The organism is Roseateles sp. GW821-FHT02E12 (assembly GCF_059421665.1).
The window spans coordinates 665,171-686,779 of the sequence record NZ_JBWKVK010000001.1 but is presented as its reverse complement, the minus strand read 5'-3'; the positions used below and the strand labels follow the sequence as shown (position 1 = coordinate 686,779).

The following is a 21,609-nucleotide window of genomic DNA, read 5'->3' as shown; positions in this document are numbered from 1 at the left end:
CTTCACGCTGATCCTCGCTGATCGTTGGGCCCAGGCTGCACTTTGGGCGCACATCTGTAACAGCGCCATGCGGGTTGTGTAGGGGATTCTTGTTTCGCGCTGTCGGGGATGCCCGAAACCCCCCGTCGCCCCCTCGCCATGTCGGCACCGGGCGGCCAAGATGACGCCATGTCCACCCCAACCCCGTCCGACGGCGCCCTCATCCTGCTGGCTGGCACGGCGCCCGAAAGCGCCGCCGAGCTGCTCCGCGAGGCTGGCTGCCGCGTGCGCAGCGCCGCCTCGCCCGCCGCCTTGCTGCGCCTGGCCGGCGCCGAGCCCGCACCCCGCCTCATCCTGCTGGGCGAGACCGTCGGCGACGAGCAGGGCCTGAGCCTGCTGAGCCGGTTGCAGGACGACGATGCCACGCGCGCCATTCCGCTGCTCTTCGTGTCACGCGGCGGTGACGAGGAACTGGCCTTGGCGCTGGGCGCGTCGGACTGCCTGAGCCTCCCGCTGCGCCCGCTGGTGCTGCTGGCGCGCGTGCAGGCCCAGCTGCGCCTGGCGGCGCTGGCGGGCCTGGCCGGCGTGATTTCATGACGGCGCTGTTCATGCCCGCGTCGCGCCCGGTGCGCTGGTGGCGGCGCCTGCTGGATGCCAGCCGCTTCAGTCGCATGGGCAAGCTGCGCCGCCGCGTGCGGCCGCTGGGCGACCAGGCCCTGCAGATGCTGGACGCCGTGCTGGCCGAGGCCGGCGTCATCGTCGTCGTGCGCGACGCCGACGACCATTGCCTGCTCTGCAACGCCGAGGCGGCTCGCGTGGCGGGCCTGGCCGTGGCGCCGCTGCCGGGCAGCAGCCTTGTCGGCCGCCTGCCCGACGCGATGCTGCACGGCCCCGCCGAGCCCGTCGACGCCGAGCTCTGGCAGACGCCTTCGGGCCCGCGCCTGTACCGCGTGCACCGCGGGCGCCTGGCCGGCAATGCGCCGGGCGACGTCGAGCCGCGCTACCTCGTCGCCCGCGACGTGACCGAACAACGCCAGGACGCCTCGCGCCTGGCCAGCAACGAGCAACAGCTCTCGTTGGCCATGCGTGGCGCGGCGCTGGGCCTGTGGGACTGGCAGATCACCAGCGGGCGAGTGCAGGTCAACGAGCGCTGGGCCGAGATGCTGGGCTACCGCGTCGAAGAGATCGAGCCGCACCTGGACAGCTGGCGCGCTCTCGTCCACCCCGACGACTGGTCGGCCATCGACTCGGCCCTGCTGCCGCATCTGCGCGGCGACACCGACAGCTACCGCTGCGAGCACCGGCTGCGCCACCGCGCCGGCCACTGGATCTGGGTGCTGGACGCCGGCCAGGTCGTCGAGCGCGACGCGCAGGGCCACGCGGTGCGGGCGCTGGGCATCCACCTGGACGTGACCGACCGCCGCTATGCCATCGACGCGCTGGAGGCCTCACGCCGCGAGCTCGAGGCGCGCGTGCAGGAGCGCACCCGGGCGCTGGAGCACGCCACGGCCGAGGCGCGTGCGGCCAGCGAGGCCAAATCGGCCTTCCTGGCCAACATCAGCCACGAGATCCGCACGCCGATGAACGCCATCGTCGGCATGACCCGGCTGCTGGCGCGCTCGGCCGTCGAGCCCGAGCAGGCCGGGCGTGTCGCCAAGATCGAGGTCGCTGCCGACCATCTGATGACCTTGATCGGCGATGTGCTGGACCTGTCCAAGATCGAGTCCGGCCGCATGACGCTGGAGCAGCTGCCGCTGGCCCTGCCCGAGCTGCTGGACCAGGCCCTCGGGCTGTTCGGCGTCCAGGCGCAGGCCAAGGGCATCGCGCTGCGGCTGTGCGCCACCGGCCTGCCCGAGCGCCTGCTCGGCGACCCGACGCGGCTGCGCCAGGCGGTGCTCAATCTCGTCGGCAATGCCGTCAAGTTCACCGAGCACGGCGAGGTCGTGCTGCGCGTCGGCGTGCTCGACGCCACCGCAGACAGCGTGCGCCTGCGCTTCGAGGTCAGCGACACCGGCCCGGGCTTCGGCCCGGAGGTTGCGCGCCGCCTCTTCAGCGCCTTCGAGCAGGGCGACGCGTCCATCGCGCGCCGCCACGGCGGCACCGGCCTGGGCCTGGCCATCACGCGGCGCATCGCCGAGATGATGGATGGCGAGGTGGGGCTGGCCAGCGAGCCGGGGTGCGGCGCGCGCTTCTGGTTCACGGCCCGCTTCGCGCTCGACAAGCGCCCCCGCGGCTTCGAGGAAGGCCGTTCGCTGCGCCTGTCGGCCGCCGAGCGGCTGCGCCTGCGCTGCCATGGCCGGCGCGTGCTGCTCGTCGAGGACAACCCGGTCAACCAGGAGATTGCGCTGGCCATGCTGGCGCAGGGCGCGCTGGACGTCACCGTCGCGCCCGACGGCGCAAGCGCCCTGCGCGAGGCCGCGGCCACCACGTTCGACGCCGTGCTGATGGACCTGCAACTGCCCGACATGGATGGCTTCGAGGTCACGCGCCGCCTGCGCGACGCCGGCCTCAGCGCGCCCGTGCTGGCGCTGACGGCCAGCGCCATGCCGCTGGAGCGCGAGCAGTGCGAGCGCCTGGGCATGGCCGCCTTCCTGACCAAGCCGATCGACATGGACGCGCTGCACGAGGCGCTGCTGGCGGCCTTCGCGCAGCCGGAGCTGTCGCCGGCCTAGGCCCGCCTAAAAGCAGGCTCAGTGCATCGCCGGGGCCGCGTCGCGCTCGGCGCTGTCCTGGTTGCGGCGCTCCTCCAGCCGCAGCGCCAGGCGTTGCACCTGATTCATCGACAGCAGCTGGGCGTAGGCGAAGCCCAGCCAGCCGCGCGCCGCCAGGTCCTGCAGCGCCGCGCCGTCCAGCGCCCGCAGACGCGCCTCGTTGATGGTCTTGAAGCCGCGCAGCGTGCTCGTTGCGCCGTCCACCACGTAGTCGATGCCGCCGTCCTGCAGCAGCTCCAGCGCGGCCAGATGGTTGGCGAAGTCGCGGCTGTCGAGCATCTCCTGGCGGAAGTTCAGCAGGAAGCGCTTGATGTCCTCCAGCCAGGGCGTCTCGCGGCCCTCGGCGTCGAACAAGGCCTCGCCGTGGTCGACATTGAAGCCCGGGTAGGCGCGGTCCAGGCAGACCGTCAAGCTCGGGTTGCCCTCGGCCTCGGCCAGCACGAACGGGTAGCGGCGGAAGAAGGCCGGCAGGTAGGCGCCGCGCGCCCAGGCGCCGTCGGGCTGCACGAAGAGGTTCTCGTGGTCGCGCAGCCCCACGATGGCCGCCAGGCTGTGGCCGCCGTCGGCCTCGACGAACACGCAGGGAACGTCCAGCGCGGCCAGCGGCAGCTCGCTCGCCGCGATCAGCACCGAGTTCGTGCCGCGGGCGAATGCGAACGCCCCCGGGGCCTGCGCCAGCTTGAGCTGCCGGTGCTGGTCGCGGTTCAGCGACACCAGGTCGTCGTAGATGAGCAGGGTCTTCATGGTGGGCGTCCTCGGCTGGGCCTTCGATTCTGATGATGTTGGCGCAGTGCTGGGGCCGCACATCCCCGATTGAAGGGACGCGCCGTGGTGATCGGCGCCCGCCTACAGCGGGCCAGCCGCGGCGCTGACGGCAGCGGCGGGGCGCAGCTCCGATAGTGGTTTGACACCCCACCCCGGAGCCCCGCCATGAGCCTGCATCCCACCATCTCTTCGTCCAAGGTCGAAGGCACGAACGTCTACAGCCTCGCCGGCGAGAAGCTCGGCGCCATCGACGACCTCGTCATCGACAAGCGCAACGGCCATGTGCGCTACGCCGCGCTGGAGTTCGGCGGCTTTCTGGGCCTGGGCACGGACCGCTTCCCGCTGCCCTGGAGCATGCTGACCTACGACATCGAGAAGGACGGCTACGTCGTCAACCTCGACATGGAGCAGCTCAAGAGCGGGCCGCGCTATGCCAAGGATGCCGAGCCCACGTACTCGGAAACCTACGGCCGCGGCGTCTACGACTACTACGGCGCGCCCTGGGGCATCTGAGCCGCGAGCAAGCTGCCATGGCGCCGCGACTGCTTCAGCTGATGACGGGCGCGGTGCTCGCAGCGGCCGCGCTGTCGGCCTGCCGCAAGGAGGTGCCGCTACCGTCGCGGCCCGACGAGGTGCCCAAGCCCAAGGCGGCGCTGGCAAATTACGCTGCTGCTGCAAGCGTGGTCGTGCGGCCTGGCGGCTTGGTTTTTATGGAGCAGCGAAATGCCTAGCAAGAACACCCTTTGCCTCTGGTTCGACGGCACCGCCGAAGACGCCGCGAGGTTCTATGCCGCGACCTTTCCCGACAGCACCGTCGGCGCCGTCCACCGCGCGCCGGGTGACTACCCCGACGGCAAGCAGGGCGACGTGCTGACGGTCGAGTTCACCGTCTGCGGCATCCCCTGCATCGGCCTGAACGGCGGCCCGGTGTTCAAGCACAGCGAGGCCTTCTCCTTCCAGATCGCCACCGACGACCAGGCCGAGACCGACCGCCTGTGGAGCGCCATCGTCGACAACGGCGGCCAGGAGAGCCAGTGCGGCTGGTGCAAGGACCGCTGGGGCCTGTCCTGGCAGATCACCCCGCGCGCGCTCGTCGCAGCGATCTCCGACCCCGACCGGGCGGCGGCCAAGCGGGCCTTCGAGACCATGATGACCATGCGCAAGATCGACATCGCCGCGATCGAGAAGGCGCGAGCGGGCTGAGCTGCCCGCCGCGGGCTTTCTGCCCGTTCGCCATGACTTTCGGCAATTTGCATAAGCGCTTATCAAATTCGCTGCATGACACGCCCCGGCCTTGGCACTCAGCTGCGCACCCTGCTCGAACTGCTCGACGGTGAACTCGAATCCATCTACACGGCAGAGGGCCTCGACTACCGGCCGCGCTTCACGCCCGTGCTGCGCGCGCTGCTGGATGAGTCGCCGCTGACCGTGGGCCAGATCGCCGCCAAGGCCGGCATCAGCCAGCCGGCGGCCACGCAAACGCTGAACCTGATGCTGGCGCGCGACTGGGTCACGCCGCAAGCCGACCCGGCAGACGCACGCCGACGCCTCTTCGCGCTCAGCGCCAAGGCTTACGCGGCACTGCCGCAGCTGCGGGCCATTTGGGCCACCACTGCAGGCGCGGCCCGCGGGCTGGACGCCGAGCTCTCCACGCCGCTGTCCGCCTTGCTGGACGAAGCCATCGCCGCACTGCGCGCCCGCTCCTTTCCCCAGCGCCGCCGCGATGCCGCGGCCGCACGTTCCCCTCACCACACGACCGAAAAGCAATGAAAACTCTGGCTCTTGCCGCCCTGCTCGCCACCTGCCTGACCGCCTGGAGCCAGCCCGCCCCGGAGGGCCCTTCCAGCCCGCCGCTGGATGCCACCACCCGCACCCAAGTGGCCCGCGAACTGGCGCGCCACCTGCGCGACCGCTACATCTTTCCCGAGCGCGTCAAAGACATCGAGCCCAAGCTGCAAGCCGCCGCGGCCGACGCCACCGACCCGCCCGCCCTGGCCCAGAAGCTGAGCGCCGTGCTCGCCGAGGCCACGCAGGACAAGCACCTGCGCGTGGACGTGAGGCCTGAGATGCCCGGCGCCGCCAAGGCCGAGGCCGCCGAGATGATGGAAAGCTTTCGCTACGGCAACTACGGCGTGGCCCGCGTGGAGCGCCTGCGCGGCAACATCGGCTATCTGGAGCTGCGCCAGTTCGCCCCCGTGCGCCAGGCCGGCCCGGTGATTGCCGCCGCGATGACGCTGCTGGCCAACACCGACGCGCTCATCATCGACCTGCGCCGCAACGGCGGCGGCGAGCCCGAGACGGTGGCGCTGCTGGCCAGCTACCTGTTCGACAAGCCCACGCGGTTGATCGACATCCGCTGGCGCGCCGGCAACCGCCTGGAGCAGCACTGGACGTCGGCCAAGGTGGCCGGCCCCCGCTACGGCCAACGCCGCCCGGTCTACGTGCTGACCGAGCGCGAGACCTTCTCGGCCGCTGAAGACTTCTCCTACGGCATGAAGGCCCGCCAGCGCGCCACGCTGATCGGCGAAACCACCGCCGGCGGCGCGCACCCGGGCGACATCTACCGCCTGAGCCCGTTGTTCACCGCCTTCATCCCCACCGGCCGCTCGGTGGACCCGGTGGGCGGTGGCAACTGGGAGGGCAAGGGCGTCACGCCCGACCATCAGGTTCCTGCTGCCGACGCCTTCACGCTCGCCCAGCGGCTGGCCATCGAGCAACTGTTGCCCGTGACCGCGCACCCGATGAAGAAGGGCGCGCTGGAGCGTGCGCTGAAGGCGCTGGACGCGCCACCGCGGCCGTGATGCCGGGCAGGCCCCAGGGCTAGGCCGCTAGCATCAGGCGGTGGTTCAGGCCGACGCTTTCGCAACAGCACGCGGGCCGTGGCGCAGCGTCAGCAGCGTGCCCAGCGTCAGCGCGACAACGGCGAAGGCCGGGCCGCCGAGCGCCCCGAAGCGGTCCACCAGCAAGCCGCCGCCGATGGCGCCGCTGGCGATGGCGATCTGGAAACCCGCCACGAGCAGGCCGCCCGCGCCTTCGGCCTGGTCGGGCGCGGCCCGCACGATCCAGGTCTGGAAGCCCACCGGGAACGCGCCGAACGCAAAGCCCCACAGCGTGACGGCCACCGCCGTGACGATGGGCGAGCCACCCGCCACCAGCAGCAAGCCGGCCAGCCCGGCGATCAGCACGCCGCCAGCGACGATGGCCGCGCGCTCGCTGTGCCCGGCCAGCCAGCCGCCCGCAAAGTTGCCCAGGAAGCCGCCGATGCCATAGCCCAGCAGCACGCCCGAGATGGCGCCCACGGACAAGTGCGTCACCTGCTCCATCAGCGGGCGGATGTAGGTGAAGCCGGCGAAGTGCCCTGAGATCACCAGCAGCACCGCCAGCAGCGCCACGCGCACCGGCGGGCGGCGCAGCAGCTCGGCCAGCACGCGCAGGTCGGGCTTGTCGCGCGGCGGCAGCGCGGGCAGCGTCATCGCCTGCACGGCCAGCGTGACGAGGCTCACCGCCCCCGCCGCGATGAAGGCGCTGCGCCAGCCCCACACGTCGCCCATCCACGCACCCACCGGCGCCGCGCAGACGGTGGCGATGGACACGCCGGCCAGGATGAAGGACATGGCCCGCGCGAACTGGCCTTCAGGCACCAGCCGCATCGCCAGCGCCGCGGACATGGACCAGAACCCACCCAGCGCCACGCCCAGCATCACCCGCGCCGCCAGCAGCACAGCCAGGGTGCTGGCCGTGGCGGCCAGTGCGTTGGACAGCAGCAGCAACAGGCTGAAGGCGAGCATCACGCGCTTGCGGTCCAGCTTGCGCGTCTGCAGCGGCAGCGAGGGGGCGGCGATGGCACCCACCAGGGCCGTCGCCGTGACGGCCTGGCCGGCCGCGCCGTCGCTCACGCCCAGGTCGGTGGCCATGGCCGTCAGCAGGCTGGCCGGCAGGAACTCGGCCATGACGAGGCCGAACACGCCCATCGTCAGCGAGGCGATGGCGGGCCAGTTCGAGGTGGGGGTGGCTGGGGCGGGTGTGGGCGGCAGGGCGCCAACGGCGGGGCAGGCAGAGCAAGACGAGGAGGACAACACAAACCCCTTCAGGGAAACGGAAGGGGATGCTAGGGCTAGGATTTCGGCGTTTGAATGCCGAAAGAGACCAAATGCTTGACCAATCCTCCAGCATCGCCGCCTTACCCAGCGGGCCGGATTCGCTGACGCAGATCCTGCTGGGCCTGCGGCTCGACGGCGTGGAGTACGGCCGTTGCATCATGCGCGCGCCCTGGGCGGTGGCCTTCCCGGCACAGCGCGCGGCGCGTTTTCACTTCGTCGGCAGCGGCGGCTGCTGGCTGCGCACCGCCGGCACGGACTGGGTGCGCCTCAAGCCTGGCGACGCCGTGCTGCTGCCCCACGGCAGCTTCCACGTGCTGGCCAGCGCGCCCGACGTGCCCACGGTGGACATCGACACGCTGGCCCGCGTGCCGGTGTCCGACAACATCTATCTTGTCGGTGGCCCGCCGGGTAGCGACAACATCCAAGGCCCGCCGGCCGACGTGATGTTCAGCGGCGCGCTGCGCTTCAACCTCGACCCGTTGCACCCGCTCATCGCCATGATGCCGCCGCTGATGCTGACCGGCGATCTGGCCGCCAAGGACGCCACTGTGCCCGCGCTGCTGGACGCCATGGAGCGCGAGGTGGCGCTGGACCGCATCGGCGCCTGCGGCATCCTGGCCCGGCTGGCGGATGCGCTGGCCGCCAGCCTCATCCGCGCCTGGGTGGAATGCGGCTGCAACGACTCCACCGGCTGGGTGGCTGCCGTGCGCTGCCCCAAGATCGGCAAGGTCATCGCCGCCATCCACGCCGAACCCGAAGGCGACTGGAGCGTGCCGCGCCTGGCCGGGCTGATGGGCGCCTCACGCTCCCGCTTCGCCGACGCCTTCACCCGCACCATGGGCGAAAGCCCGGCCAAGTACGTCGCCAAGGTCAAGATGTTCCAGGCCCGCCGCTGGATCGCCCAGGACGGCATGCGCGTCGCCACGGCGGCGGACCGGCTGGGCTATGAGTCGGAGGCGTCGTTCAGCCGGGCGTTCAAGCGGGTGATCGGGCATGCGCCGAGTGCGGCGCGGGGCGGGTAACGACGAAGCAATTCCGCTTCAGGTTCTCGGCGGGCGTCGGTATGCGCTGCCCGCATATTTAATCCATCCGTCAGGTTGAGGACAGAAGAGCCCTGTGACGCTATGTTCCCTGCGAGACTCGCCCGTCTCGACTTAAGGTGAGCGTCGTGAACTCAATTGCGCAATTCCCTGGAATTTCTCGCAAATTCTTGCGGTCAGTGGGTATTTTTTTTGCGGCCTTGCTTCAAATAAATGACGCGTCTGCGCAACTTGAACTAAGCGGAATAGTCACCAATCCGGTTATCTCGGCAACAGATCAGCTGAACATAGTTTGGACATTAAACAATACATCTCCCAACTCCTACAGTTTCGGCTCGTGGACCATGCTTCAGCAGTTATATCTCGGTAATCCGAATATAAATGGGCAGCCAGATCCTTATGGTCTTCGGTATCTTGGTGGTGGCGGCTGGAACCTTCCTCCGGTTCTTACGCCAGGCTCCAGTTTATTTGCAAGTCCAATCTCTTACGTTAGTGCAAACCCCGCTGGTTTCAATGCTGGCCACTATTCTTTGGAAAGTGTGGTGCAGTTGGCAAGATGGAGTTCCGATGGTCAAATTATCGTTCCTGGGCCATATATCGCAAGAGGCTCCGTCGAATGGGATGTTGTTCCAAAAAACATCGTAGTCCTAACTCATGGTTGGAGAGGTTCAAGCTCTGGACTTCCTGAGATTAAGTCTGCGATAACAGACGCACTACCATCCCTTGGGCACTCGCTAAAAGACACTGCGTTCATTGACTTTAGGTGGAAAGAGGCCGACACGCCTTTCACGTCAGGTGACTATTACTACGCGAAATCTAACGTGCAACAAGCAGGTTGGCGGCTCGCAAAACAAATCCAAAGTATCGTCGACGCCGGTCGAGCTCTTGATTCCAGCTATGATCCGGTTATTCACTTCATTGGGCATTCCTTAGGGGCGGGAGTAAATGCGGAGGCTGTGAGTAAGTTGTCTGATTCAATAAGTGTTGAGCAATTTACTATATTAGATAGTCCATTTAGAGAGAAGTTTTTTCATGGTAAATTGCTGGCTGGCAAGGTGGATTACGTTGACAATTACTACAGTGGCCAAAGCGGCGCGCAGCTGAACCTATTTGGCGCGCCGATTACTGGTGCGAATCCTTGCACAACTGATCCAGACAATGCCGCCATATGTCAAGGCTCCAAGGTGGAGTGGGCTAATCATGAAACTATCCATAGTGTCTACTATGTTGGACAGGTTGAGTCGGTAGTCAATTGGATTTCCCCATTGGCTTCAATAAATTCACAGGCCATCTGGAATCCAACTGCATATTCCACCTCTTTTTCAGATCCAAGAATTGCGCCGGAGTCGATCCGAGCTTTGCAAGGTGGCGTGGCACCAGTTTTGCAGAACGGCGTCTTGAGCATTCGCATGACCCCGCATTCCCCTGTGGAATTCGAATTTGATCTTGCAGTGCCGAACGCCGTTGATTATCTTCTTTTTGATATAAGCGCAACGCCAGAATCGCTCGCGGAAATTCACGTGTATTTCAATGGCACTATGATTTGGACATATTACAGCAGAAACATGGATTCCGGTTCAGTAACTGCAGAGGTTGATGTCGCAAGTTTCGCAGGAGGCGTTGGGGTATTTCGAGCGCTGTACGTTCCCCAAGGGATACTCTCGGAAGCATCGATAGGGGGCTTCAGGTTTGCGGCGCTGACACCTGTTTCAGAAATCAGTACATTCGCCTCTCTATTATTGGGGCTTATGTTTCTAACCATTCTTCGAATGGCGCAAGCGCGTTGGAGCTCCACTGATATTCAAAACGTGCCCGTCGGCTGAAGGGCGGCAAATCGAGATATCTTCCTGTGCGATGGCTCTCTGACTTGCAGTTGTAGCAATGGTTGGTGGAAGCCGTTTCCACGGCTACGGATAGATGGGCAGCTTCCGCTGCTATTCGGTCTAGCACGCGAATACAAAAACCTGCGACGAATGAATAAGGCCCGCGACGTTGCCGTCCGGGCCTTTGTTTACGAATTGACTAAGTTCGATCCTAGAACGGAATATCGTCATCCATATCGTCAAACCCCGTCGACGCCTTGGGCGCCGGGGCAGGTGCACGCGGTGCGGGCGGACGCTGAGCCGCCGCCGGACGCGCCGCCGGGCGGCCACCGCCCTCGTCGCCACCGCCGCGGCTGTAACCACCGCCGCCGCCTTCACCACCGCCAGCACCCGCACCACGGCTGTAGCTGCCGCCACCGCCGCCTTCGTCGCCACCACCACCATCACGGCCGCCGAGCAGCTGCATTTCGCTGGCGATGATCTCGGTCGTGTAGGTGTCGCGGCCTTCCTTGTCCTGCCACTTGCGGGTCTTCAGGCGGCCCTCGACGTACAGCGGGCGGCCCTTCTTGACGTACTCGCCGACGATTTCGGCCAGGCGGTCGTTGAAGACGACGCGGTGCCATTCGGTCTCTTCCTGGCGCTCGCCGCTCTCGCGGTTCTTCCAGTTGCGGGTGGTGGCCAGGCTGAGGGTGACCCATGCGCCGCCGCTGGGGTTGTAGCGAACTTCGGGGTCTTTGCCGACGTTGCCGATGATGATGACTTTGTTGACGCTGGCCATGACGCTCGTCCGAATTCGATGGGGAAGGGTGCGAATTATGCCGGGGAGGGTCTGCGGGCCTTGTCAGCAACACCCCGGAGACCGCATCCCGCACCTCGGGGCCCGCACTTCGTCTCCCCACCCGCCGCCGGGCTGGCGCCCCTCCCTAAGATGAAGCCATGAACTCCTCGGGCCACCCCCACAGCAACCGCCGCCTCTGGCTGGCGTATGCCGGTGGCTGCGCGCTGGCCTGGTGCCTGTTCGTGCTGGCTGGTAGCGAGTTCGACCGGGGCCTGGACCCCTTCTGGCTGGCCGTCTACCAGGCCACCACCATGCTGTGGGCGCCGATGCTGCTGGGCGTTGCCGTCTGGCCGGTGGCGCGCCGCCTGCATGCCAACGACGCCGGCCCGGCCGCGACGGCGCTGGCGCATGGGATGGCGGCGCTGTCCTTCGCGGCGCTCTGGCAGGCGGGCGAGTTCTGCGTCAACGCCGCGCTGTTCGGCACCGACCACGCCGGCGCCGTGCTGCTGGCCGGCCTGCTGTGGCGCTCGGTCTGGGGCTTTGTGGTCTACGCCACCATCGCTACCGCCTTCACGGCCGTGCTGCAGTCCCGCGCGGCGCGCTCGGCGGCCGTGCATGCCGCGCAGGCCGAGAGCGCGCTGGCCAAGGCCGAGCTGTCGGCCATCAGCGGCAAGCTGAACCCGCATTTCCTGTTCAACACGCTGAACTCGCTGATCGCGCTGACCCGCAAGGACCCCGCCGCCGCCGAGGCCTCGCTGCTGAAGTTCGCGTCCATGCTGCGCTACGTGCTGGACACCAAGCGCGGCGCCGACGACCGCGTGATGCTGTCCGACGAGATCGATTTCCTGCGCGACTACCTGGCCCTGGAAGCCCTGCGCCTGGGCTCCCGCCTGCGCGTGGACTGGGACCTGGAGGAGCGCGTGATGGCCGACGAGTTGCCGCCGCTCACGCTGCAGCCGCTGGTGGAGAACTCCATCCTGCACGCCGTGGCCAACCGCAAGGGCGGCGGCCGCGTGACGATCACCGCGCGCCGCAACGCGCTCAACCATGGCCTGGACCTGGCCGTGGCCGATGACGGCCCGGGCTGCGAGCCCGAGGCCCTGGAACCCAAGCCAGGCCAGCGCCGCGGCGTGGGCCTGGCGGCGCTCAAGAAACGCTTCGCGCTGGACTACGACGGCCAGGCCCGCCTGCGCATCCACACCGCTCCCGGCGCCGGCTTCCGCGTCGACCTCTTCATTCCACAGCTATGAACACGACCACCGTTCTCATCGCCGAAGACGAACACCTGGCTGCCGAGGCGCTGGCCGACTGGGTGAAGGCCACGCCGGGCCTGCAGCTCGTGGCCGTGTGCGAAGACGGCGAAGACGCGCTGGAACAGATCCGCGCGCTCAAGCCCGCCCTCGTGCTGACCGACATCCAGATGCCCGGCCTCACCGGCCTGCAGGTGGTGCAGGCGCTGCAGGGCGACGCGCACCAGCCGCGCATCATCTTCACGACGGCCTATGACCAGCACGCGCTGACGGCCTTCGAGCTGCACGCGGTGGACTACCTGCTCAAGCCCTTCTCGCGCGAGCGCTTCGACGAGGCGGTGGCCCATGTGCTGCGCGACGCCGCCCCCAGCCCCGCCGACGTGGCACAGGCCCTGGGCGCGCCGGCCGACGCCCCGCTGACGCGGCTGCTGGTGCGCGACCAGGGCAAGATCTTCCCGCTGCAGGTGGACGCCATCGAGTGCCTGCGCTCCGACAACAAGTACACCGCCATCACCAGCAAGGGCCGCAGCTTCCTCGTGCGCCTGCCCATCGCCGATTTCGAGACGCGGCTGGACCCGGCCCGCTTCCTGCGCGTGCAGCGCGGCTGCATCGTCAACCTCGACTTCGTCGAGAGCATGACGCCGGACGAGAACTCCCAGCTCGTCGTGCAGCTGCGTGACGGCACGCGCATCACGGCCAACCGCGAGGTGTCCAAGATGTTGAGGGAGCAGTCGCTATGAACAAGCTTCGTTTGTTGCCGCTGCTGTTGGCCGCTGGCCTGGCCCAGGCCCAGACAGCGCCTACGGCACCCGTGGCCCCGGTTGCACCCATGGCTCCAGCCCCGCTGCCGGCGCCGCCAGCGCCACCCGCCGGGCCGGGCAAGGTCTACGCCCCGGGCGCCTTCGACCGCCTGGAGCTGGCTGGCGCAGCCCGCGTCGTTGTCGTGCAGGGCGAGCGAGACCAGGCCTTCATCGCCGGTGACGCCGAGGTGCAGAAGACGGTCGAGGTCGAGCTGGCCGACCGCCAGCTCGTCATCCGCCCCACCGGCGGCTGGAAGTTCTGGCACAGCCACAAGCTCTTCGTGCAGGTGGAGATGCGCGACCTGCGCCAGCTGTCCATCTCCGGTGCCAGCGACGTGCACGCGCCCGGCCCGCTGCGCTGCGACCAGCTCAAGCTCAGCATCAGCGGCGCCGGCACGGCGCGGCTGGACCAGCTGCAGGCCAAGCAGCTCATCTTTGCGATCTCGGGCGCCGGCGACGGCCAGCTCGGCGGCCGCGTCGACGACCTGGCGCTGCAGATCTCCGGCAAGGGCAAGGTCATTGCAGACAGGCTGCAGGCCCAGCGTGCGCGCGTCAGCGTCAGCGGTATCGGCAATGTCGTGCTCTGGGTGACGGACGACCTCTCGGCCCACATCTCGGGCATCGGCTCGGTGGACTACTTCGGCAACCCGCAGGTGCAGCGCTCGGTGTCGGGCATGGGGTCGATCAGCGCCAAGGGTGAAAAGACCGGCGAGAAGAAAGCTTCCGTGGACGGCCGCTGATCGCTGCCTAAACTCCCCGGCACATTGCAGGGAGTGCTTTCATGGTTGCGTGGAAGAAGGCCGTCATGGCCTTGGTGGGTGCGGGCGCCGTGGTGGGCGGTGGCTGGTGGGCGTCGCAGAAGCTGGGCCAGCCAGCCCCGCCCAGCAGTGCCGAGATCGGTGGCGAGCAGGCAGCCTTCGCGCTGCTGGACTGCAAGGCCCGCCTCTTCGACGGCGCGCCGGCCATCGCGCTGAGCTTCACGCAGCCGCTGGACGGCAAGCAAGACTTCGGCGCCCTCGTCACCGCCCAGGAAGGCGCTGCGCCCACCGTGGAAGGCGACAAGAAGACGCCGCCCCCCGACGCCAGCTTCAAGCCGCTGGCCGCCCGCTGGGTGCTGGGCGACAACCCCCGCGTGCTCTACCTGCCCTTCGTCACGCCGGACCGCAGCTTTCGCTTCGCGTTCAACGCCCAGCTGGCGGCAAAGGCCGGCGCCAAGCTCGCGACCGCGCAGACCTGCGACGCCGTCAGCGAGGCCATGCCCGACAGCTACTACTTCGCCAGCCGCGGCCTCGTGCTGCCGGCCGGCCAGAACGGTGGCCTGCCGGTCGTGACCATCAACACGCCCGAGGTCGACGTGCAGTTCCTGCGCATCAAGCCCGCGTCGCTGCCGGCCTTCCTGGAGCAGGTGGGCGGGCGCCGCGAGCGCAACGTCAACTCGGGCGAGGAAGACGGCGAGGGCGGCTACTACCAGGACGGCTACAGCGACAACCAGCGGCGCCTGAAGGGCACCGTGGGCGGCTGGGTGCTGGATGAGCTGCGCGCGATGAGCGACAGCGTCTACATCGGCCGCTTCACGACCGACACCCGCTCCAACCGCCGCAACGTCAGCTTCCTGCCTGTGGAGGGCATCAAGGAGCTGCAGGAGCCCGGCATCTACGTGGCCATCATGAACCAGCCGGGTCGCTTCGGCTGGGACTACCAGGTCACGCATTACTACGTCACCGACATCGGCCTGCATCTGCGCCGGCATGCGGCGCAGATGGACGTGTTCGCCACGTCGCTGAAGAGCGGCGGCGCGCTGTCGGGCGTGGAGCTGAGCCTCGTCGACGAGGCCGGCAAGGCGCTCGCGCAAGCGCAGACGGACGGCGACGGCCATGCCGTGTTCACCGGCCGCAGCGACAAGGCCCGCGCCGTGCTGGCGCGCCGAGGCGGCAAGGAAATGTCCATCCTGTCGCTGCGCGACGCCGCGCTGGACCTGAGCGAGTTCGACGCCACCGGCCACCCCTCGCGCAGCAACAAGCTCTTCGTCTACGCCGGCCGCGACCTCTACCGGCCGGGCGAGAACTTCCAGGTGTCGGTGCTGGCGCGCGATGCCGACGGCAAGCCGCTGCCCAAGCCGCTGCCCGTCACGCTGACGGTCAAGAAGCCCGATGGCAGCAAGCTCGTCGAGCAGTTGGTGCAGCCCGGCAAGACAGGCGCCGGCTACTACCAGCAGGCCATCACGCTGCCCGCCGACGCCCCCACCGGCGGCTGGACCGTGCAGGCCCGCATCGACCCCGGCGCCAAGCAGCCTGATGCGCAGTGGGCCTTCAAGGTCGAGGAGTTCCTGCCCGAGCGCATGAAGCTCGCGTTGACGGCGCCCGAGGGCACGCTCACGGGCACGGCCGGCGTGGCCGTGCAGGCCCAGGGCGACTATCTCTACGGCGCCCCCGCCGCGGGCAACCGCCTGCAGGGCAGCGCGTACTCCGAGCGGCTGCTGATGCCGCTGCCGGCCAAGCTGCCGGGCTTCATCTTTGGCGACCTGGCCGACGACAAGGCCAAGAACCGGCAAGACCTGGACGAACAGGAGCTGGACGCCGAAGGCAAGGCCGGCATGACCATCGCCACGGCCTTTGGCGAGCGCAAGAGCCCCATGCGCATCCGCGCGGCCTTCAGCCTGCTGGAGAGCGGCGGGCGGCCCGTGGTGCGCACGCTGGAGCGCAGCTGGTGGCCCGCGCCGGTGCTCGTCGGCGCGCGGCCGCTGTTCGACCGCAACGTGTCGCCCGAGAACGGCCTGGCCGAGTTCGAGCTGGTGCGCGTGGACGCCACCGGTGCCTTCAAGCCCGCCAAGGAAGTGCAGCTCAAGCTCATCTACGAAGAGCGCCAGTGGTATTGGCGTTATGACGACGGCCGCGGCTGGAACTCCGGCTTCAACGTCAACGAGGAGTTGGTGGAGGCGCGCACCCTGGCGCTGAAGGAGCGCACCAAGATCGCCCTGCCCGTGCGCTGGGGCCGCTACCGCCTGGAGGTGATGGACCCCGATACCGGCCTGGCGCTGCGCTACGGCTTCTACGCCGGCTATGGCGCGCAGGACGCCGACGACATCGGCAACCGGCCCGACCGCGTGCAGCTCAAGCTGCAGGGCGCGCCCTTCAAGCCGGGCGACGTGGCCAAGCTGGCCATCAAGCCGCCGCATGATGGCGAGGCCATCGTCACGGTGGAAGGCGACCGCGTGCTGTGGACCAAGCGCATCGGCGTGAAGGCCAGCGGCACGGACCTGGACATCCCGGTGGATGCGAGCTGGGCGCGGCACGACCTCTACATCACCGTCGCCGCCTTCCGCCCCGGCAGCCAGGGTGACAAGGTCACGCCCGCCCGCGCGCTGGGCCTGGTGCACCTGCCGCTCAACCGCGAAGACCGCAAGGCCAAGGTGGCGCTCACCGTGCCGGCCAAGACGCAGCCGTCCACGGCGCTGCCCGTCACCGTGAAGGTGCCGCAGCTCGCGGGCAAGGGCGCCATCGTCACCGTGTCGGCGGTGGATGTGGGCATCTTGAACATCACCAACTACAAGACGCCCGACCCGCAGGACTACTTCTTCGGCAAGCACCGCTACGGTGCCGACATGCTGGACCTCTACGGCCGCCTCATCGAGAAGATGGAAGGCAACACGGCCAAGCAGCGCTTCGGCGGCGACGCCGGCAAGCGCGACACCCAAGCCATGCCGCGCAAGGTGCTGCTGGTGGACCTGTTCAGCGGGCCGGTGCTGCTCGATGCCAAGGGCGAGGCAACGATTCAGCTGAAGCTGCCCGACTTCAACGGCACGCTGCGGGTGATGGCCGTCGTGTCGAGTGCGGACAGCTATGGCTCGGCGCAGGCCGAGACCGTGGTGGCCGCGCCGCTGGTGGCCGAGCTGAACATGCCGCGCTTCGTGTCGCCGGGCGACAAGGCGACCATCGCGCTGGATGTCACCAACCTCAGCGGTGCGCCGCAGGATGTGAAGGTGTCGGTCACGTCGAGCGGGCCGGTGCGCATCACGGGTGCGGTGGAGTCGATCAAGCTCGCCGACAAGCAGCGCCAGATCCTGCGCTTCCAGGCGGAGGCACTGGACGCCTGGGGCCTGGCGCCCATCGAGGTGAAGGTGACGGCAGGCCCGCTGAGCATCACGCGGGAAGCCGCGCTGCAGGTGCAGCCCGCCACGCCGCTGGTGCGCGAGAGCCGCCGCATCCGCCTGGAGCCCGGCACCACGCAGGCGCTGGACAAGGCGCTGCTCGACGCCTTCTGGGCCGGTTCGGCCAGCGTGGCCTTGAGCGTATCCAACACGCCGCCCATCGACATCAAGGACCAGGTGCAAGGCCTGCTGATGTACCCCTACGGCTGCCTGGAGCAGACGACGTCCAGCGCCTACCCGCTCGTGTTTATCGACGACGAGGCCGCCAAGCGCTGGGGCCTGAAGCCGGGCTCTCGAGAAGAACGCGCGAAGCGCCTGGACAGCGCCTTCGCCCGCCTGGCCAGCATGCAGCAGCCCAAGGGCGGCTATGGCCTGTGGGCGGCCAGCGGGTCCTACGAGGGCTGGCTGAGCGCCTACGTCACCGGCTTCCTGCAGGACTCGCGCGACGCCGGCTTCGCCGTGCCCGAGGCCATGCTCAAGCGTTCGCTGGACAACCTGCTGGAGCAGTTCCAGCGCGCCCCCGCCCAGCAAACCGCGCCGGCCAAGGACCCCAAGCGCGATGACAAGGGCCGCATCGCCGACTGGCGCGACGCCGAGACGCTGCGCATCGCCCACCAGCGCTTCGCTGAAGGAGCGCATGCCGGCTACATCCTGGCCCGCGAGCAGAAGGCGCCGCTGGCCACGCTGCGCACGCTGCACGACCAGTACCGCAGCCATGCGCTGTCGCCGCTGCCGCTGGTGCAGCTCAGCCTGGCCTTGAAGCTGATGGGCGACGAGGCCCGCGCCAAGGTGGCGTTGGACGACGCCATGCAGCGCGGCTACGGCTACCAGCCCGACGACCCGAACAACTACTGGTGGAGCCAATGGCTGGGCGACTACGGCTCACGCGTGCGCGACCGGGCGCTGGCCTATGCGCTGCTGCTGCGCCACAAGGTTGCGCACGAGAAGCGCGAGAACCTGCTGTTCGATTTGTCCGACGACTTCAGCCGCCGCAACTACTACTCCACGCAGGAGCGCCTGGCCCTTTTCCTCGCCGTGCAGGCCGCCACCAACGGCTCGGCGAAGGACGAGGGTTGGAAGACCGCGTTGAGCGTGGGCGCCAAGGCCGACCCCTGGACCGGCAGCGGCGTGGGCCAGCAGAGCTTTGCGCTGGCCCAGCTCAAGTCCGGCATCGCGCTGAAGAACGACGGCACCGCGCCGCTCTACCTCGACGTGACCGCCCAGGGCTACCCGACCAAGCCACTGGCGCCCACGAGCGACCGCATCTCGGTCGAGCGCGCGATGTTCACGACCGACGGCAAGCCGGTGACGGCGCGGCAGTTCACCACCGGCGAGATGTTCGTGGTCCGCCTTCGCGTGAAGGCCTCGCAGTCCATCAAGGACGGCCTGGTGGTGGACCGCATCCCGGCCGGCTTCGAGATCGAGAACCTCAACCTCAGCCAGGGCCCCAAGGCCGGCGAGTTCACGGTGGAGGGGGTCAACATCGCCCAGGCCAACGCCAACGAACGCATCGTCCACATGGAGTACCGCGACGACCGCTTCGTGGCCGCCGCGGCGCTGGGCCAGACGCTGGACGTCTTCTACCTCGTGCGCGCCGTGACGCCGGGCAAGTACGTGGTGCCGGCGACGTTTGCGGAGGATATGTATAGGCCGGAGGTGAGGGGGATTGGGAAGGCGGAGGGGGAGATCACGGTGGTAGACAAGAAGTGACGTTGCCCGCTTGCAGCAGCATGCCTTGGCCAATAGAAAAACCGGCCAAGCAGGTACTGCAAGGCCGGTGAAGTAAAGTTGAACAGCTGCGCTTCGCAACGGCGCAGTCAGCGATAGGACCTCCTGATAGTCACTGACGTCACCCATCCTTTCGCTCGATCAAGCGCACGAACTGCGCTGTCCTCGCGGGACAAAGTTGCACTAGAGGGGCCGATCGGTGGAACGATCGGCCCTTCGCCTTTCAGAGTCACTGGCTGCCCCCGGTGGACGCGGGAGCGTCATGTCCAAGCGCTTGGATGAATACGCTCAGGCGTTTGGCCTCGTCGGTGCTGAGATTGCGCGGTATGTGAATTTGCGCAACAAAGTCAGGCCGAAGCGGGAAGGGAATGTGAAGCCCGGGGTCAACGGGTTTTCCTACGTGAAGGTTCGGAGGATGGCCGCTCGACGCGGCGCCGTTGCCGGAAGGCGCAACTGCCTTTGACTCAACGGATTTCTTTTTTGCTTTCGCTTCGCCGCCGGTTCCGCTCTTAATGCCACGAGAGGGCGACCGGTAGTTCATCGGATCGGTTTTGTACTTCACGAACTGCTCGATGGCCATCGACGCACGCTGCTCGTACTTCTTCAATGAATCCGGTGTTAGGTCCCCTGGAAACTTGTTGTTGTAGCGGATCACTGCGTCGTGCACATCGATGTTCTGAACGTCGTCATCGTCGGTGAGATCACCCAGGACTTTGTTTACCGCTGCCTTCCATGCGCCGCCGGTGTTCGTGTTCACCAAGCCCTTCAGCACAGCCATGTCCAAGAACTGGTTGAGGTTGAGTTTGCTGAAGTTGGTCATAAAGGTCCCCAAGCGTTGACCAAGTCTAAAGCTGGCCGACGGGATGGCGCAAGCTTTTTCTTCAGCACATCCCATCCATTTTGTATTTTTATCTGGGAAATTCAATTAAATCAACTAGATAGAGATGATTGTTAAGGATGGGATGTGAAATATCGAGCTTCTTCTGCCATGTAGGTGAGATTGTCTTGGGATGGCGGGGCATGCGCTGACGATCGACGGGTGAGTACTGACCTTGGTGGCGGCCCTTGCCGAGAGGCGTCTAATTCCTTACGATCTTCTTATTCGAAAGGAATAGCTATGGCCGACGCCACTCTCACCGCCAAGGGCCAGACCACCATCCCCAAGGAAATCCGAGAGCGCTTGGGGTTGGAGGCGGGTGACAAGCTCGTGTTCACTGCGCTCAGCGATGGCACCGTTGTCATGCGCGCCAAGACGCGCCGCCTGCTAGACCTCGCCGGCAGCCTGACGCGACCTGGCCAGCCGGCGGTCGGCGTGGATGAGATGAAGCGTCTTCCACGGTTGATGCGGTAAGTGCCCCTTGAGCATCGCCATCGACACCAATGTCCTCGTGCGCCTGCTGGTGCGCGACGACGTGGCGCAGTTCAACGCGGCCAAGCGCCTTGTTGAGCAGGCCGAAGCTGCTGGTGAGTCGCTGCTGATCGTGCTCGGCGCGCTGCTCGAAACCGAGTGGGTGCTGCGCAGCCGCTACAAGCTCGACAAGGCCTCGATTGCCGCGGCTTTTGCGCAGTTGCTTGAAAGCGAGGGCGTCGACTTCGAGCACGAACCCACCGTCGAAGAAGCGCTGTATATCTGGACCCAGCACCCTAGCGCCGACTTTGCCGATTGCCTGCTCAATGCTCGCGCGGCTCAGATGGGGCGGACGAGATTCGTGACCTTCGATGCCGGCGCTGCGATGTTGCCGCGTGGCGAACTGCTGGTTTGAGGCGGCCCCAGGAGCACCATGAAACTGAAGAATCAGACCGAGGCTTATCTGCTGGCGGAAGCGACCCAGGCTTGGACGCACTACCGGCACATGGAGGAGACGCGGACGAAATATCTCGCCTTCTTCGCCACAGTCGTTCTGACCTCCGGCGGCTTCCTGGTCACGCTGCTGAAGGATCTCGACAAGTTCAAGCCGTCGTTGTTGACCGGTGCGCTGTCTGTCTTCTGCGTGCTGCTGTTCGTCTTTTCCTTCTTCATCTGGGCCAACATCGTCCGCATCGGCTTCGTCCTCAACGCCTACGGCGACATCATGGTCGAGACCCGCAAGTACATGCTGGGTGCCGACAGCGCGGGCTATCGGTTGTGGAACATCAGGACCCGCATTCCGCCAACGGTCAGTCGCGGCGCATTCACGATTCAGTGGACTGCTGGCGCCATCGTGCGGGGTGTCTGCCTGCTGCTGGCCCTGGCCGAGGCCGGCATGGGTGTCGCAGTGATCGCTGAGTGGATCCCTGCGCCGGCTTGGCTGGGCATTGTGATCGCCGGCATGGCGGTGGCGCTGCTTGGGCTTGTGCTCTACACGTCCGTCCGGATCCGACAGGCGCACAAGTACCAGGTGCCCACGCCCGAGCTTTCTCTGCTCGCCCTGTATCAGGGCGAACACGAGATCGACCTGCAGCAAGGAATGGCTGCGTCCAAATCAGGCGCCGGATAGCGGCGCCATCA

General features: G+C 67.2%; 20 protein-coding genes. 16 read left to right on the top strand and 4 right to left on the bottom strand.

Annotated elements, in window-relative coordinates; all coding sequences use genetic code 11:
• Window positions 1-168: 168 nt before the first annotated feature.
• Window positions 169-576 (top strand): response regulator, encoded by a 408-nt coding sequence (locus AC07V5_RS03210; RefSeq protein ID WP_495114133.1) that lies wholly within the window; start codon window positions 169-171, stop codon window positions 574-576.
• Window positions 573-2,651, top strand: a complete 2,079-nt coding sequence (locus AC07V5_RS03205; protein ID WP_495114132.1) for a hybrid sensor histidine kinase/response regulator — start codon at window positions 573-575, stop codon at window positions 2,649-2,651. The genes AC07V5_RS03210 and AC07V5_RS03205 overlap by 4 nt, the downstream gene beginning before the upstream one ends.
• Window positions 2,652-2,669: 18 nt before the next feature.
• On the opposite strand, the gene AC07V5_RS03200 is transcribed toward AC07V5_RS03205, so the two are convergent.
• Complete coding sequence (locus AC07V5_RS03200; RefSeq protein ID WP_495114131.1) at window positions 2,670-3,434, bottom strand: SapC family protein; 765 nt, start codon at window positions 3,432-3,434, stop codon at window positions 2,670-2,672.
• Window positions 3,435-3,620: 186 nt separating this feature from the next.
• Between AC07V5_RS03200 and AC07V5_RS03195 the strand changes: the two genes are divergently transcribed.
• The 5 genes from AC07V5_RS03195 to AC07V5_RS03175 all read left to right on the top strand — a co-directional run bounded on the left by AC07V5_RS03195 (window position 3,621) and on the right by AC07V5_RS03175 (window position 6,256).
• Window positions 3,621-3,968: a PRC-barrel domain-containing protein gene (locus tag AC07V5_RS03195; RefSeq protein ID WP_495114130.1), complete on the top strand. Its 348-nt coding sequence runs from the start codon at window positions 3,621-3,623 to the stop codon at window positions 3,966-3,968.
• A 17-nt stretch (window positions 3,969-3,985) separates the two neighbouring features.
• Complete coding sequence (locus tag AC07V5_RS03190) at window positions 3,986-4,186, top strand: hypothetical protein (protein WP_495114129.1); 201 nt, start codon at window positions 3,986-3,988, stop codon at window positions 4,184-4,186.
• On the top strand, window positions 4,179-4,658 hold the full coding sequence (locus AC07V5_RS03185) for a VOC family protein (protein ID WP_495114128.1): 480 nt from the start codon (window positions 4,179-4,181) through the stop codon (window positions 4,656-4,658). The genes AC07V5_RS03190 and AC07V5_RS03185 overlap by 8 nt, the downstream gene beginning before the upstream one ends.
• 75 nt (window positions 4,659-4,733) lie before the next feature.
• Window positions 4,734-5,225 (top strand): MarR family winged helix-turn-helix transcriptional regulator, encoded by a 492-nt coding sequence (locus AC07V5_RS03180; RefSeq protein WP_495114127.1) that lies wholly within the window; start codon window positions 4,734-4,736, stop codon window positions 5,223-5,225.
• The gene (locus AC07V5_RS03175; protein ID WP_495114126.1) at window positions 5,222-6,256 is read left to right on the top strand and encodes a S41 family peptidase; all 1,035 of its coding nucleotides are present in this window, start codon (window positions 5,222-5,224) and stop codon (window positions 6,254-6,256) included. The genes AC07V5_RS03180 and AC07V5_RS03175 overlap by 4 nt, the downstream gene beginning before the upstream one ends.
• Before the next feature lie 45 nt (window positions 6,257-6,301).
• Here the strand turns inward: AC07V5_RS03175 and AC07V5_RS03170 are convergent, their stop codons facing one another.
• Window positions 6,302-7,534, bottom strand: coding sequence for an MFS transporter (locus tag AC07V5_RS03170; RefSeq protein ID WP_495114125.1), 1,233 nt, complete (start codon window positions 7,532-7,534; stop codon window positions 6,302-6,304).
• Between the two features lie 71 nt (window positions 7,535-7,605).
• Between AC07V5_RS03170 and AC07V5_RS03165 the strand changes: the two genes are divergently transcribed.
• Both AC07V5_RS03165 and AC07V5_RS03160 read left to right on the top strand, forming a co-directional pair.
• Window positions 7,606-8,577 (top strand): AraC family transcriptional regulator, encoded by a 972-nt coding sequence (locus AC07V5_RS03165; protein ID WP_495114124.1) that lies wholly within the window; start codon window positions 7,606-7,608, stop codon window positions 8,575-8,577.
• Window positions 8,578-8,723: 146 nt separating this feature from the next.
• Window positions 8,724-10,418, top strand: coding sequence for an alpha/beta hydrolase (locus AC07V5_RS03160; protein ID WP_495114123.1), 1,695 nt, complete (start codon window positions 8,724-8,726; stop codon window positions 10,416-10,418).
• Window positions 10,419-10,629: 211 nt separating this feature from the next.
• On the opposite strand, the gene ssb is transcribed toward AC07V5_RS03160, so the two are convergent.
• Entirely contained in the window at window positions 10,630-11,196 is a 567-nt protein-coding gene (ssb, locus tag AC07V5_RS03155) for a single-stranded DNA-binding protein (RefSeq protein ID WP_495114122.1), read from the bottom strand.
• A 158-nt stretch (window positions 11,197-11,354) separates the two neighbouring features.
• Here ssb and AC07V5_RS03150 point away from each other — a divergent pair, with 158 nt between their 5' ends.
• The 4 genes from AC07V5_RS03150 to AC07V5_RS03135 are packed head-to-tail and all read left to right on the top strand — an operon-like array spanning window position 11,355 to window position 19,103.
• Complete coding sequence (locus AC07V5_RS03150) at window positions 11,355-12,446, top strand: sensor histidine kinase (protein WP_495114121.1); 1,092 nt, start codon at window positions 11,355-11,357, stop codon at window positions 12,444-12,446.
• Window positions 12,443-13,186: a LytR/AlgR family response regulator transcription factor gene (locus AC07V5_RS03145; protein ID WP_495114120.1), complete on the top strand. Its 744-nt coding sequence runs from the start codon at window positions 12,443-12,445 to the stop codon at window positions 13,184-13,186. The genes AC07V5_RS03150 and AC07V5_RS03145 overlap by 4 nt, the downstream gene beginning before the upstream one ends.
• Complete coding sequence (locus tag AC07V5_RS03140) at window positions 13,183-13,986, top strand: head GIN domain-containing protein (RefSeq protein ID WP_495114119.1); 804 nt, start codon at window positions 13,183-13,185, stop codon at window positions 13,984-13,986. Before AC07V5_RS03145 ends, AC07V5_RS03140 begins: the two co-directional genes overlap by 4 nt.
• Window positions 13,987-14,027: 41 nt before the next feature.
• Window positions 14,028-19,103: an alpha-2-macroglobulin family protein gene (locus tag AC07V5_RS03135; RefSeq protein ID WP_495114118.1), complete on the top strand. Its 5,076-nt coding sequence runs from the start codon at window positions 14,028-14,030 to the stop codon at window positions 19,101-19,103.
• A 247-nt stretch (window positions 19,104-19,350) separates the two neighbouring features.
• Here AC07V5_RS03135 and AC07V5_RS03130 read toward each other — a convergent pair whose 3' ends face one another.
• The gene (locus tag AC07V5_RS03130) at window positions 19,351-19,941 is read right to left on the bottom strand and encodes a hypothetical protein (RefSeq protein WP_495114117.1); all 591 of its coding nucleotides are present in this window, start codon (window positions 19,939-19,941) and stop codon (window positions 19,351-19,353) included.
• 297 nt (window positions 19,942-20,238) lie between these two features.
• Between AC07V5_RS03130 and AC07V5_RS03125 the strand changes: the two genes are divergently transcribed.
• From AC07V5_RS03125 to AC07V5_RS03115, 3 genes are read left to right on the top strand one after another with little or no spacing between them, the layout of a single operon-like run.
• On the top strand, window positions 20,239-20,472 hold the full coding sequence (locus AC07V5_RS03125) for an AbrB/MazE/SpoVT family DNA-binding domain-containing protein (RefSeq protein ID WP_495114116.1): 234 nt from the start codon (window positions 20,239-20,241) through the stop codon (window positions 20,470-20,472).
• Between the two features lie 7 nt (window positions 20,473-20,479).
• Window positions 20,480-20,884, top strand: a complete 405-nt coding sequence (locus AC07V5_RS03120; RefSeq protein ID WP_495114115.1) for a type II toxin-antitoxin system VapC family toxin — start codon at window positions 20,480-20,482, stop codon at window positions 20,882-20,884.
• A gap of 18 nt (window positions 20,885-20,902) precedes the next feature.
• The gene (locus AC07V5_RS03115; protein WP_495114114.1) at window positions 20,903-21,598 is read left to right on the top strand and encodes a hypothetical protein; all 696 of its coding nucleotides are present in this window, start codon (window positions 20,903-20,905) and stop codon (window positions 21,596-21,598) included.
• The last annotated feature ends 11 nt before the right edge of the window (window positions 21,599-21,609 follow it).

What these genes read in the sequence shown, in the direction of transcription:
- AC07V5_RS03210 (WP_495114133.1), top strand. Translation starts at nt 169, where the DNA reads ATGTCCACCCCAACCCCGTCCGACGGCGCCCTCATCCTGCTGGCTGGC.
- AC07V5_RS03205 (WP_495114132.1), top strand. Translation starts at nt 573, where the DNA reads ATGACGGCGCTGTTCATGCCCGCGTCGCGCCCGGTGCGCTGGTGGCGG.
- AC07V5_RS03200 (WP_495114131.1), bottom strand. Translation starts at nt 3,434, where the DNA reads ATGAAGACCCTGCTCATCTACGACGACCTGGTGTCGCTGAACCGCGAC.
- AC07V5_RS03195 (WP_495114130.1), top strand. Translation starts at nt 3,621, where the DNA reads ATGAGCCTGCATCCCACCATCTCTTCGTCCAAGGTCGAAGGCACGAAC.
- AC07V5_RS03190 (WP_495114129.1), top strand. Translation starts at nt 3,986, where the DNA reads ATGGCGCCGCGACTGCTTCAGCTGATGACGGGCGCGGTGCTCGCAGCG.
- AC07V5_RS03185 (WP_495114128.1), top strand. Translation starts at nt 4,179, where the DNA reads ATGCCTAGCAAGAACACCCTTTGCCTCTGGTTCGACGGCACCGCCGAA.
- AC07V5_RS03180 (WP_495114127.1), top strand. Translation starts at nt 4,734, where the DNA reads ATGACACGCCCCGGCCTTGGCACTCAGCTGCGCACCCTGCTCGAACTG.
- AC07V5_RS03175 (WP_495114126.1), top strand. Translation starts at nt 5,222, where the DNA reads ATGAAAACTCTGGCTCTTGCCGCCCTGCTCGCCACCTGCCTGACCGCC.
- AC07V5_RS03165 (WP_495114124.1), top strand. Translation starts at nt 7,606, where the DNA reads ATGCTTGACCAATCCTCCAGCATCGCCGCCTTACCCAGCGGGCCGGAT.
- ssb (WP_495114122.1), bottom strand. Translation starts at nt 11,196, where the DNA reads ATGGCCAGCGTCAACAAAGTCATCATCATCGGCAACGTCGGCAAAGAC.
- AC07V5_RS03150 (WP_495114121.1), top strand. Translation starts at nt 11,355, where the DNA reads ATGAACTCCTCGGGCCACCCCCACAGCAACCGCCGCCTCTGGCTGGCG.
- AC07V5_RS03145 (WP_495114120.1), top strand. Translation starts at nt 12,443, where the DNA reads ATGAACACGACCACCGTTCTCATCGCCGAAGACGAACACCTGGCTGCC.
- AC07V5_RS03140 (WP_495114119.1), top strand. Translation starts at nt 13,183, where the DNA reads ATGAACAAGCTTCGTTTGTTGCCGCTGCTGTTGGCCGCTGGCCTGGCC.
- AC07V5_RS03135 (WP_495114118.1), top strand. Translation starts at nt 14,028, where the DNA reads ATGGTTGCGTGGAAGAAGGCCGTCATGGCCTTGGTGGGTGCGGGCGCC.
- AC07V5_RS03130 (WP_495114117.1), bottom strand. Translation starts at nt 19,941, where the DNA reads ATGACCAACTTCAGCAAACTCAACCTCAACCAGTTCTTGGACATGGCT.
- AC07V5_RS03125 (WP_495114116.1), top strand. Translation starts at nt 20,239, where the DNA reads ATGGCCGACGCCACTCTCACCGCCAAGGGCCAGACCACCATCCCCAAG.
- AC07V5_RS03115 (WP_495114114.1), top strand. Translation starts at nt 20,903, where the DNA reads ATGAAACTGAAGAATCAGACCGAGGCTTATCTGCTGGCGGAAGCGACC.